At 66.9% G+C, this 11,473-nt stretch carries 10 protein-coding genes, 2 tRNA genes and 2 pseudogenes; 6 read left to right on the plus strand and 8 right to left on the minus strand.

Annotated features, from left to right (window positions below; translation table 11 throughout):
* Window positions 1–13 precede the first annotated feature (13 nt).
* The gene (locus tag Vgi01_RS18460) at window positions 14–760 is read left to right on the plus strand and encodes a GntR family transcriptional regulator (protein WP_102660741.1); all 747 of its coding nucleotides are present in this window, start codon (window positions 14–16) and stop codon (window positions 758–760) included.
* Between the two features lie 102 nt (window positions 761–862).
* Here the strand turns inward: Vgi01_RS18460 and Vgi01_RS18465 are convergent, their stop codons facing one another.
* Both Vgi01_RS18465 and Vgi01_RS18470 read right to left on the minus strand, forming a co-directional pair.
* On the minus strand, window positions 863–2,191 hold the full coding sequence (locus Vgi01_RS18465) for a L,D-transpeptidase (protein ID WP_102660742.1): 1,329 nt from the start codon (window positions 2,189–2,191) through the stop codon (window positions 863–865).
* 125 nt (window positions 2,192–2,316) lie between these two features.
* The gene (locus tag Vgi01_RS18470) at window positions 2,317–3,570 is read right to left on the minus strand and encodes a L,D-transpeptidase (protein ID WP_102660743.1); all 1,254 of its coding nucleotides are present in this window, start codon (window positions 3,568–3,570) and stop codon (window positions 2,317–2,319) included.
* 186 nt (window positions 3,571–3,756) lie between these two features.
* Here Vgi01_RS18470 and Vgi01_RS18475 point away from each other — a divergent pair.
* The 3 genes from Vgi01_RS18475 (at window position 3,757) to Vgi01_RS18485 (ending at window position 5,082) form a co-directional block, all read left to right on the plus strand.
* A tRNA-Lys gene (locus Vgi01_RS18475) sits at window positions 3,757–3,832 on the plus strand.
* A gap of 123 nt (window positions 3,833–3,955) precedes the next feature.
* The gene (locus Vgi01_RS18480) at window positions 3,956–4,930 is read left to right on the plus strand and encodes an NADPH:quinone reductase (RefSeq protein ID WP_102656870.1); all 975 of its coding nucleotides are present in this window, start codon (window positions 3,956–3,958) and stop codon (window positions 4,928–4,930) included.
* A 76-nt stretch (window positions 4,931–5,006) separates the two neighbouring features.
* Window positions 5,007–5,082, plus strand: a tRNA-Lys gene (locus tag Vgi01_RS18485).
* 25 nt (window positions 5,083–5,107) lie between these two features.
* On the opposite strand, the gene coaD is transcribed toward Vgi01_RS18485, so the two are convergent.
* Genes coaD through Vgi01_RS18500 form a run of 3 tightly spaced genes read right to left on the minus strand, consistent with a single transcriptional unit; the run spans window position 5,108 to window position 7,633 of the window.
* Window positions 5,108–5,635 carry a pantetheine-phosphate adenylyltransferase gene (coaD, locus tag Vgi01_RS18490; RefSeq protein WP_239089041.1) on the minus strand — a complete coding sequence of 176 codons (528 nt, stop codon included), beginning with the start codon at window positions 5,633–5,635 and terminating at the stop codon, window positions 5,108–5,110.
* A gap of 23 nt (window positions 5,636–5,658) precedes the next feature.
* Window positions 5,659–6,366 (minus strand): 5-formyltetrahydrofolate cyclo-ligase, encoded by a 708-nt coding sequence (locus Vgi01_RS18495; RefSeq protein ID WP_204291842.1) that lies wholly within the window; start codon window positions 6,364–6,366, stop codon window positions 5,659–5,661.
* A gap of 10 nt (window positions 6,367–6,376) precedes the next feature.
* The gene (locus Vgi01_RS18500) at window positions 6,377–7,633 is read right to left on the minus strand and encodes a helix-turn-helix domain-containing protein (RefSeq protein ID WP_239089042.1); all 1,257 of its coding nucleotides are present in this window, start codon (window positions 7,631–7,633) and stop codon (window positions 6,377–6,379) included.
* A gap of 363 nt (window positions 7,634–7,996) precedes the next feature.
* On the opposite strand from Vgi01_RS18500, the pseudogene Vgi01_RS31435 reads away from it, so the two are divergent.
* A pseudogene (locus Vgi01_RS31435) lies at window positions 7,997–8,176 on the plus strand (hypothetical protein); the annotation flags it as partial.
* A gap of 21 nt (window positions 8,177–8,197) precedes the next feature.
* Here the strand turns inward: Vgi01_RS31435 and Vgi01_RS18505 are convergent.
* Window positions 8,198–8,596 carry an NUDIX hydrolase gene (locus Vgi01_RS18505; protein ID WP_203223458.1) on the minus strand — a complete coding sequence of 133 codons (399 nt, stop codon included), beginning with the start codon at window positions 8,594–8,596 and terminating at the stop codon, window positions 8,198–8,200.
* Window positions 8,597–8,627: 31 nt separating this feature from the next.
* Window positions 8,628–9,884: an IS256 family transposase gene (locus Vgi01_RS18510; RefSeq protein WP_203223457.1), complete on the minus strand. Its 1,257-nt coding sequence runs from the start codon at window positions 9,882–9,884 to the stop codon at window positions 8,628–8,630.
* 111 nt (window positions 9,885–9,995) lie between these two features.
* On the opposite strand from Vgi01_RS18510, the pseudogene Vgi01_RS30725 reads away from it, so the two are divergent.
* Window positions 9,996–10,193, plus strand: a pseudogene (locus tag Vgi01_RS30725) (hypothetical protein); the annotation flags it as partial.
* On the opposite strand, the gene Vgi01_RS18515 reads toward Vgi01_RS30725, so the two are convergent.
* The coding region (locus Vgi01_RS18515; RefSeq protein ID WP_204291843.1) for a type I restriction endonuclease at window positions 10,183–11,473 on the minus strand (1,291 nt) is incomplete at its 5' end. The pseudogene Vgi01_RS30725 and the gene Vgi01_RS18515 overlap by 11 nt on opposite strands.

Below are 11,473 nucleotides of genomic sequence, written 5' to 3' on the forward strand. Positions count from 1 at the left end.
GAGGTGAGGGTGGATGGCTCGGCGCGAAACCGCGCTACAAGCGGCGCACGGCCGACTCCGGGAGCTGATCGGCAGTGAGTTCCGCTCGGGCGACAAGCTGCCCAACGAGCGGGACCTGGCCGAGCGGCTGGAGGTCAGCCGGGCCACCGTACGCGAGGTGCTCGGCCAGCTCGCGGCCGAGGGAGTGGTGACCCGTACCTGGGGAATCGGCACCTTCGTGCACGACGGCGCCGAGCGGGTGCCGGTGTCGATCAGCGATGTCACCGCGCTGCGGGACCGGATCACCGCCTCCGGCCACCGGCCGACCCTTCAGGACGCCGCAGTCAGCCGGGCCACCTGCCCGCCTGACTGCGCGAAGGTCCTCGGGTTGGCGCCGGAGGCACCGGTGTGGCGGGTCGACCGACTCTTCGCCGTGGACGGCGTCCCCGCCGCCTGGATCCGCGACCACCTGCCGCTGAGCTTCGACGGCCGTGACCTCGACCCGTCCGGGCTGGTCAGCATCGACCTGGACATGTTCGAGTTCCTGGCCAGCGCCACCGGCATGCCGGTGTGCCGGGCCGAGATCGAACTCGCCGCCGTTCTCGCCGACGAGGAGTCGACGGCCCGGCTCGGCGTGGCGGTCGGGCATCCGTTGATCACCGCAACCCAGATCGGGTACGGCAGCAACGGCGCGGCCCTCTTCCACGGGCATTTCACGGTACGCACCGACGTGCTGACCCTGAAGCTCAGCCGAGGCGGGGACCCTCAGCCCACCCGGTGACCATGCTGCTCCGACAAACGGCCCGACGCCCGGGGACCGGTGATTGACCGGTACCCGGGCGTCGGCTCGATGGGGCGCAGCGGCTGATTCAGCGCGGCAGGCTCAGGGGGTGGCGCTGGCCGAGACGTCCGGGTCGGCCGACTCGTCCTCGGTCGTCCCGTCCTCGGTGGTCACGTCGTCTGCGGTCTCGTCGTCTGCGGTCTCGTCCTCGGCCGGCTCGTACGGCAGGGCGCTGCCCTTGACGTACTGCTCCCAGCTGACGTTCCAGTCCGTCCAGCCGTTGCCGAGCTGAAGCTTGCGCTCGGTGCCCTTCACGACGATCGGGTCGCCGACCTTCGTGTTGTTGAACAGCCAGGCACCGTTGGCCATCGACACGTTCACGCAGCCGTGCGAGACGTTCGTGGTGCCCTGCTGCCCCTCCGACCAGGGCGCGGCGTGGATGAACTCGCCACCCCAGGTCAGCCGCTGGGCGTAGTCGATCTTCGTGCGGTACCCGTCCTCCGGGCCCAGCTCGTCGAACGTGTCGAAGACCGTCTTGCGCAGCTTCTCCATCACCACCATCGTGCCGCTGGACGACGGGGTGCTCTTCTTGCCCAGGCTCACCGGGATCGTCTTGATCGTCTCGCCGTCGCGGGTGACCACCATCCGCTTGGTGCTGTTGTCCACCGTCATGACCAGCTTCGGGCCGATCTTGATGTCGACGGTCAGATCCGCCCGGCCGTACCAGCCGTCGCCCAGCGGCAGCCCACCGGCCTGCACCCGGTACGACACCTTGCTCCCGGCCTTCCAGAACTCCTTGGGCCGGTAGCGGACCTCGGTGGGGCTGACCCAGTGCCAGATGCCCTCCTGGGCCGGCGACGAGGTCACCGTCATCCGCCGCTGCACCTCGGGCCGGTACTTCTCCGGAATGGCCCGACCGAACTTCACGATCAGGGGCATGGCCACCCCGACAGTCTGGTCGTCACCGAGGAAACTGGTGATCCGGACCTGCTTGCTCGGCTGCTTCATCACGGTGAACGCGCTGGTGGCGGTCACCGGAAGGCCGTCGTCCCCGGTCGCGGTGACGGTGGCGGTGTACGACTCGCCGTACGACAACGCCTTCGCCGGCAGCCAGCTCTTACCGTCCTTGGCCAGGGTGCCCTTGACCTTCTTCCCGGCGGAGTCGGTCAACTCGACCGAGGTCTTCTCGGCCTCCTGAGCGGCGAAGGTGATGGCCGTGGCCGCCGGCACGTTCTTCGCGTCCGCGGCAGGCTCGCTGATGGTCACCGACGCCTTGGCGGCCGGCTGATCGGCACCGCCCTGCCAGCCCGGCGCATTGCCGTCGCCCTTACCGCCGCTGCCCGTGCAGGCGGAGGTCAGCGCCAACGCCACGGCGAGCATCCCCGCGGCGAGCACCCCCCGCCGCCGGTTGCGCTGGTCCCGAACTCGCATGGTGTCCTCACAGTCGTGGTCCGCTGCCCATCCACATCACAGACGCATCAGCTCACGTACCCGTTGCGGAGGGTGAACCGAAACACCTGAAATTGGATGTCCGGATAGTGACATATCTGGCCCGGTCACAAGGCCGGACCGGCACCACCGTCCGGCACCGGCAGCGCGCTGCCCTTGACGAACTCCGCCCAGCTCAGATCCCACGCCGTCCACCCGTTCCCGGCTGCCAACTTACGCTCGGTGCCGGTGATGGTGATCGGGTCGCCGATCTTCGTACGCTCGAAGAGCCACCTGGCGTTCGCCATGGAGACGTTCACGCAGCCGTGGGAGACATTCTGCCGCCCCTGCACGTTCTCCGACCAGGGCGCGGCGTGGATGTACTCGCCACCCCAGGTCAGCCGCTGAGCGAACTGGATGTCGGTGACGTACCGGTTCTCCGGGTCGGGGTCGTCCATCGTGTCGAAGACCGTCGCCTCCTTCTTCTCCATCACCACCAGGGTGCCACTGGAGGAAGGAGTCTTCGTCTTGCCGAGGCTCACCGGCAGCGTCTTGATCAGCTTGCCGTTCTCGTACACCCGCATCTGCTTGTCGGAGTTCGTCACCTTCATCTCGAACGCGGAGCCGATCTTGGCGGTGGCGGTCCGGTCGACGTTTCCGTACCGGCCGTTGCTCAGCGGGATACCGGCCAGCGCGATGCGTACGGAGATCTTCGTGCCCGGCTTCCAGAACTCCGGCGCCCGGTAGTACGCCTGGGTGCCGTTGCCCACCCAGTGCCAGGCACCCGGCTGCGGCGGATCCGTCTGCACGAACATCCGCTTCTGCACCTTCGCCCGGTCCTTCTTGGCGATGCCCGGGTGGAACTCCGCCACCACCGGCATCGCCACCCCGTACGTCCGGTCGTCGAACAGGTACAACCCGGAATTGATCACCGAGGCGGGCTTGGCCATCGTGGTGAAGGTGCTGGTGCCCTCGCTGACCGAGCCGTCCGGCTGGGTGGCGCTCACCGTGGCGGTGTAGCTGGTGGACCACTTCAGCGGCGCTGACGGCACCCACGAGGAGCCGTCCGTCCGCAGCTTGCCCTTGACCTTCTTGCCGTTGTCGGTGGTCAACGTCACCTTCGTGACCTTGCCCCCGTCCGGCAACTTGGCCCCGATCTCCGCGCTGACCGGACGGTCCTTCGCACCGTCGGCCGGGCTCACCGTCAACGGCGGCCCAGCAGTCACCTCAGGGGTGCCCGGAGACGCCGAACCGGTGGCCGCCGGCTGCGTACCCTCCACGAACTGGGCCCCACTCGAATCGCTGCCGCAACCCGACAACGCCAGCGACGCCACCAGGCCCAGAACGCCCAGTAACGCCCCGGTCCGCGCGAACCTGCCCATCCCCACCCCTGTCTCACGCACCTGGCGGACATCGTGCCGTACCAGAGCCATCCGGCATCAGCCCGTCCCAAGCCTTGTGCGTGCTTGGTGCCGAATGTCCGCACAACGTCGGCCGAAGGGATGACCCGGGTATCGGATTGGAACCCGGATCGCGGACCGTGCTAATGTCCTCCCCGTTGCCAACGAGCGCCGCTAGCTCAACTGGCAGAGCAGCGGACTCTTAATCCGCGGGTTCGGGGTTCGAGTCCCTGGCGGCGCACCAGCAATCACACGACAGGCCCGGTCCGGTGGACCGGGCCTGATTCGTCTCCCCACGACTCGGATCACGACGCCGGGAGATCCGGATCCTGGCGGCGGCCACCCGGCCGGCGGCCAGAATGAGGCGATGCGAGCCGCCTACATCGAGCGCCCGGGGCCGGTCACCGAGATCCGCTACGGCGACCTGCCGGCGCCCCGCCCCGGCCCGACCGACGTCCTCGTCGACCTTGTCGCCACCACTGTCAACCACGTCGACACCTTCGTCCGCTCCGGGGCGTACCCGACGCCGCTGCCGATGCCCTTCGTAGTCGGCCGCGACCTGGTCGGCCGGGTCGTCGAGACCGGTCCCGGCACCGCCGGCTTCCACCCCGGCGACCTGGTCTGGTGCAACAGCCTGGGGTACGACGGCCGGCAGGGCGCCGCCGCCGAGCAGGCAGTGGTACCGGTGGAGCGGCTCTACCGATTGCCGGAGGGGGTAGCTGCGGCGACTGCCGTCACCGTGGCCCACCCCGGCGCGACCGCGTACCTGGCGCTCTTCGTGCACGGCCGGCTGCGGGTGGGGGAGACCGTGGTGGTGGCCGGTGGCGGCGGCAACGTCGGGGCGGCCCTGGTCGCCTTCGCCGCCGCGGCTGGTGCCCGGGTGGTGGCCACCGCGTCACCACGGGACGCGGAGTTCTGCCGGCGGACCGGAGCCACCGAGGTGCTCGACCACCACGCCCCCGGCCTGGCCGACCGGCTCCGGGCGGCCTGCCCCGACGGCATCGACGTCTACCTCGACACCTCCGGGCACAACGACCTCGAAACGGTGGTGGACCTGCTCGCGCTGCGAGGGCGGATCGTGCTGCTCGCCGGCGCCCGGTCCCGGCCGGTGCTGCCGGTCGGGGCGCTCTACATGAACGACCGCAGCGTGATCGGCTTCGTCATCTCCCACGCCAGCACCGCCGAACTGGCCGAGGCCGCCGCCGCGGTCAACCGGATGCTCGCCGCCGGGCGGCTCGCCCCGCGCGCGGTGGTGCCGCTGCCGCTGTCCCAGGTCGCCGAGGCGCACCACATGATCGAGCAGGGCGAGCTGCGCGGACGGCGCGCCGTGATCACAGCGTGAACGTCCCCGAGCGGATACGCCTCCTGGCGGCGGGCCCGACCAGCGGCCTGCTATCGTTTCTCCCCGTTGCCAACGAGCGCCGCTAGCTCAACTGGCAGAGCAGCGGACTCTTAATCCGCGGGTTCGGGGTTCGAGTCCCTGGCGGCGCACCAACGATCAAGGCCCTGGCCTGGTGGTTCACACCCGGCCGGGGCCTTCTTCGGGTTTGTGGGTGGCGGGTGGTCGCTCTTCGGCGTTCAGAGAAGGACGGTCCGACTGAGCCGCGCGGTATGCGCGTGCGGCCGTGGACGACGTGGCGGCCAACTGCGGACGGGCCGGCAACCAGACGGTCTGGATGCCGAGTGTCTCGTTCATCGCTGCGAGTTGGTATTCGTGGTGAAAGTCTGCGGCCGTACGCAAGCCGCGAACGATGACCGTCGCGCCACGGCGCAGGCAGTAGGCGGTGGTCAGGCCGGTCCAGGTGTCCACCTCGACGTTGCCCCACGCTGACGGCATGGCCTCACGCACCTGTACGGCCCTGGTTGTGGCCTCGGCGGTGGGCTGCTTGTCGGCGTTCACCGCCAGCAGCACGATGATCTGGTCGAACATCACCCGGGCGCGGGCCAGCAGATCGAGGTGCCCCGGGGTGAACGGATCGAACGTGCCGGGATAGACGGCAAGCGAACCGTGCACCGGAACCACTCCACGATCCGGCGTTGCCGTCACCGAGACTCCCACCACAACGATGATCAGTGCAGAACTGGGATGTTGTCGAGCTGATCCGGACGAAGGTGCTCCCTGAGGATGCCGGAAGGGCGCTCCCGGTCGGGTGCGCATGCAACGACTTCGCCGGGTGTGATCGCGTAGTCCACGCTGAAGTCGTGACCAGCGTCAGGTAGTTCCTCGTCGAGGAGTTGGCTCTGGTGGATCGTGGTGGCAATGACGGTCTCCGTGGTCACGAGCCCGGCCTCGGTCAGGAGCGCGATCTCCAAGTCGGAGTAGCCGGCTCCCTTGCCGACCCGTACGCCATTACGTCGGCTGATCGCGACGCTCCCGCAGACGATCATGTCCACCGGTTGCATGTCCTCGGGGCCGACCGTCGGGGCGTTATCGGGCGCACCCTTGCTCGTGGCCGCAGTCTCGAAGGGGCTCTCCAAGACAGCTGGGTCGAGTAGGTAGAAGGGCTTCGGTGTGGCGAGTCGCGGGACCGCCATGTAAAGCAGCTTGCCCTCCTGAAGGGCGCGCACCCGGACCGGCAGCTGGGCTCGGTCGGGATTGCACTTGATGACACGTGCCTGCTTCCAAGCTTCCAGTTCTGCGAGCCGAGCTGCTGCATCTTCCTTGCCGACAAAGTCGGGGATGTGGCCGTGCACCCCGGGTGGTGCGGCACCCTCGCGTTCGAGGAGATCCCAGACACGTCGCCGGACAGATTGCTTGGCATCGTCGGTGCTTGTCACGCTGATGCTCCTACGGGGTCATGAGGGTGAGGAGTCGGTCGTTGACATCTTGAACCGACGGTTGATCGCTCCAGGGACGCAGCTGGCGGGCGGCTGCGAAGGCGAGAGTAAGGCCACCGCCGGCGCGGGTCCGCTCGATGACATCGATGCTCAGATGCAGGTGGGAGACGGCGGTGTCGAGGTCGCCGTGACGGATGTTGGCGAGGGCGAGATTGCCGAGGATGACGGCTGTCGACTTGCGGCGTGCGGCGACGAGTTGATGAGCCTCCTCCAACGCTTTGATCGCCTCGGTCGGCTTGTTCAACGACAACCAGCAGGAGCCCGCGAGTCGCGCGTGATGGCTGGGACAGTAGAGCGCTGAGGCCGGATCCTGCGGACTCACCGCAGTGAAGTGATTCTCGGCGGCTCCAAGGGCCTCAGCGCATTCTCGAACCTGGCCGAGCATCGCGTGTGCCTCGGCGCGGTGCAGTTGGGCGAGGCCAGCGAGCACGCGGCTGTCGCGGCGGCTCACCGCTGCGGCTTGCGTGGTCAGGGCGACGGCGGCGGTTGGCTGCCTGGTGCCGTAGAGCGCGAGGTAACTCTTGCGAAGTATGGCGTTGGCCTCGGCAGCGGTGTCGCGGGCTTCTCGCGCGGCCTTGATCGCCTGGTCGAAGTAGGCGGCGCTGGCGGCGTGGTCGTGTCGCTGGGTGGCGTCCCACACCAGTTGGCCCATCAGTGTGGCCGCTTCGGCGATCGCTGAAGCCAACTCGCGCTGAACTGAGCCGGCCCCAGCGTACTGGCGCAGGAAGACCGCCTGGCCGTGCAACTGTGCCGCTTCTGCGAGCAAGAGGGTTGAAGGAGTCTGGTCGTAGCGCTCGTCAAGATGCCGCACACGCTCCCGCAGGTGTGCGACGGCGACCAGGTCGACGCGACCAGGCTGCCGCAGCGCGTAGTCGAGACGTCCGTCGAGCGTGACGGACGGCGGACAGGTGTCGGCCAACAGATCGGACAGTTCCTCTACGGACACGTTGAGCGCTGTGGCCAGGTGTGGGCGGTGCCAGGGCTGTGGGTCGGTCTCTGCCCGCTCCCACCGCACGACAGTGGAACGATCAACTCCGAGGACCTCGGCGAGGCGTTCCTGGCTGAGGCCGATCGCCTTGCGTCGCTGCGCCAGCCGATACCGCCGCGAGCCCGGCACGCGCCGCCCATTTCCGCCACCGCCCATCACAGATCCATCTATCCAGCTCAGGGCATTCATGGCAATGGGAATGCATCGGTTCTGCGCCATCGCTGCACTGGGATCTGCCGGCGAACAGCGATTGGCTGGAAGACGGGCGATCAAGCCCGACCTACTGAGCCGGGGAGCGCGCGGTGACCTGTCCGAAGCGAGGCGGACGTGAGGACCTGGTTGGAAGGGCAGGTCTTGAGCGTCGGCTGTCACGACCCGGCCCTTCCGCTCACGTACGGATGACTCCCCATCTGCGTACCGCCATCGGGGCTGCGTGGGTGGGTGACCGGCGGCATACCCCAAGCCGCCGTGCGGCGGCGGTGGGCTCGCCATTCCCCCGGCGAGCCCACCGCCGACCGTCTGCAAAGGATCTGCTCGCATGACGATGTACGTCCCGCGCAACGCGCTTGTCGGTGGTCGGCGGTGACCGGTCACCCGCGCCGCCGGTCGGCGCAGCGCGACCTTGCAATTGAGGTCGGGCATCTGCCGATGCGCCCGCTCTGGCTCTGTCGCCGATGTGGGCAGCCGTGGCCATGCGGTGCGGCAAAGTTGGCCCTCGTGACCGAGTACCGAGAGCTGCCGGTGAGAAATTGTCAATACCTGTGGACGGGTGTTGACGTTGCCTCAGCGCATGCGCGCGGTCTCGTGTAGATGATCGAAGATAATCTGGTCGACTGGGGAGACCCGGTGGCGGTCGGCGTGGGTGAGCCAGACCATCTCCTCGATCTCGCTGCTGGGCTGCAGAACGCCTTGGTAGTCGGCGGTGTAGCAGGTCATGCGGACCATCGTCCCGTCGGGGTGACTATGGGCTTGGGCGTGGAAGGTTCCGACGTGCTCGGCGGTGTCGGGAGCGATGATCACGCTGAGTTCTTCCTGGATTTCGCGGACGAGGGTGTCGATGTCGCCTTCGCCTGGTTCTCGCTTGCCGCCCGGGATGTAGTAGACGTCCTTGCCGCGTGATCGGGAGCTGAGGATCGCGCCGTTCTCGAGGCGGATCCAGGCGATCTTGTCGATGATGGTCATGCTTGGCGCTCCCTGGGGCTTGTCGGGTGGACTATGCGGCCAGGTCGGCTGGGCGCTCGACCAGTTGGCCGTTGATGAAGGTAGCGCCGGCGCGGACCAGGGCGACCAGGTGCGGTGCGTTCACCGCCCGCCACCGGTCCTGCGCGGACTCGATCAGCTTGAACGCCATGGCCAGGCCAGCGGCTCGGCTGCCGGGGCCCTTGGTGACGCGGGTCCGGTGGCGCACCGTCGCGAAGGTCGACTCGATCGGGTTCGAGGTACGCAGGTGGATCCAGTGCTCGGCGGGGAAGTCGTAGAACGTCAGCAGCTCGTCGAGGTCGTCGACGACCTTGGCGACGGCCTTGGGGAACTTGACGCCGTAGGCGTCAGCGAACCGCTTCGCCGCAGCACGGGCGTGCCGCTTGTCCTCGGCGTTGTAGATCTCAGTCAGGGCGGCCTTCGCGCCCGGATGAGCTGACTTGGGCAACGCGGCCAGGACGTTCGCTGTCTTGTGCACCCAGTCGCGCTGCTCCCGGGTGTCTGGGAAGACCTCCCGCAGTGCAGCCCAGAAGCCGAGCGCGCCGTCACCGACCGCGAGGACCGGGGCCCGCATACCCCGACGAGCGCAGTCACGCAGCAGGTCAGCCCACGAACCGGTCGACTCTCGGTAGCCGTCAGCCAGGGCGACCAGCTCCTTCGACCCATCGGCGCGGACCCCGACGACCACCAGCAGGCACAGCTTGTCCTCCTCCAGGCGCACGTTGACGTGAATGCCGTCGGCCCACACGTACACGTAATCGACGCTGGACAAGTCCCGCTTGCAGAAGGCGTGGTAGTCGTCGGTCCACTGCTTGCTCAGCCGGGTGATCGTGGCCGAGGACAGACCGGCGGCCGAGCCGAGGAACGACTCCAGGGCCGGGACGAAATCACCGGTCGACAAGCCGTGCAGGTACAGCAGCGGTAGCACCTCGGCCACCTTCGGGCTCTTGCGGCACCACGGCGGCAGGACCACTGACCGAAACCGCTTCCGCTGCCCGGTCTCCGGATCGACGCGCTTGTCGTTGACCCGCGGCGCCCGCACCTGCACCGCGCCAGCCGAGGTCATCACTTCCCTCGGCTGGGCGTGGCCGTTACGCACCACCAGCCGCCGGCCCTGCTCATCGCGTTCGACCGCCAGCTCGGCCAGGTACGCGTCAACCTCCGCTTCCAGCGCGGCGGCCAGCATCCGCCGGGCACCCTCCCGCACGATGTCATCCAGCAGCGAGACGTCCTCACGCCTCGCCCCGTCCTCGGCGACTACAGTCAGCACCAGGCGTACCTTCCCGACCGACGCGCCAACGTCGGCCTTCACTCGAGATCCTCAACCGATCATCGGGAAGGTACGCCCCTTCCCGACCGATCCACAGGTCTCAAGCATTTCTCGCTGCCGGTGAGCCTCTTCCTCTATCTGGCCAGTTGCCTGCACGACGCCATTGATGACCTGCACCAGCTCAACCCGAGCGTGACAGGTAGCGGGGCGGAGTTGTTCGGCCGATTCCTTGGCTGGCCCGCCCGCAGCAACCGAACAGCTACTTCAGCACCGAGGATCGACCAATCTCCGTGGCCGTCTAGCCCATGAAAGTCCTGACCGCGCTTCGTATGGCCTCAGCGTGGATATAGATGTCGTCGAGAGAGTCGATCAGGTGGCGAGTCTCTGTCTTGTTGGCGTCGAACGTTCCAATATACTTACGCGCTTTTCCGTTGAAGTGCAGGCGCGCGATGGGTTTGCGGTTGTTGTCGTCGAGAATGACTGCGAAGTAGGACTTGGCGTCGCGACCAACAATACGTTGAGGTTTGACCTCGCTGCACGCGATCGCCTTGACGATCTGGTAGCCCGTGAGTTCTTCGAGCGTGGTCTCCACCTCCGTACCGCGATCGACGTCGCTGAGAGCGACCTCTTCGCTTTCGAGCACTTCGGAGGGAGCTTCGACGGCCTGCTTGGGAAGGTTTGTGTAGAGGGCGCCCTTCAGTCGATCGTTGACTTGGTCTCTGATGAACTGCGAGGCGGCTTTGGCCACAAGGAGTCTGAACTGTTCGCGCCTCTTCTGGGTAAGCGAACCTTCGTACACCTTCGTTGCGAAGAACCTGACCCACTCGTCCTCAGGTTCCTTGAACTGCGCTGCCATCCAGCGCTTGATCTGGCCGAGGTACTTCAGTTCTTCGGCTGCACTGATGATCGATTCGAGATCGAAAACGTCCTTCGAGAGCTTGCGAAGCTCGGGCAGGAGGGTCTCATCGATATCCTCCAGGTCGAGCACGAGGAAGGGCTTGGTGTCCATCTTGTTGGGGGCGTCGAGATCGGTGTAGAAGTGGTACACCTGCCCATTGGTGAGGACCGCGATCCGCGCATTCGTGACGGAAAAGTATCGATAGAGCTGTGACGCGTGTTCGATCTTGAGGGAATCGCCCGGCTGCTTGCATTCGATCAGAATCTGCACCTCGCCGCCGCGCATGATCGCGTAGTCTACCTTTTCTCCTTTCTTGGTCCCGACGTCGGCGGTGAACTCCGGTATGACCTCCAGTGGATCGAAGACGTCATAGCCCAGGATCATTGAGATGAACGGCATGACGAAGGCGTTCTTGGCGGCCTCTTCCGTCTGGATTGCGTCCCGCTGATTCCTGACCTTTGTGGCAAGCGCGGCGACCCGTTCATTGAAATCCATGGAGTAACTCCTGCTTTTGTGCTGGGCGGAAAAGGTGTCGCGATCAGTTGGCATGCCGCTTCTGGCGACTGTTCGAGATCCAAGGCGATGATCGGATGCTACCGATGGATCGCCAAGCGCGAAGCCGCAAAGGGGGCCAACTAGGACCTCCTTTCGTCCGCCCGATGCGACGGAAAGGGCAGTTTGCGTGGTCTTG

The sequence above is a fragment of the Micromonospora gifhornensis genome, from assembly GCF_016863515.1.
Classification (GTDB): domain Bacteria; phylum Actinomycetota; class Actinomycetes; order Mycobacteriales; family Micromonosporaceae; genus Micromonospora; species Micromonospora gifhornensis.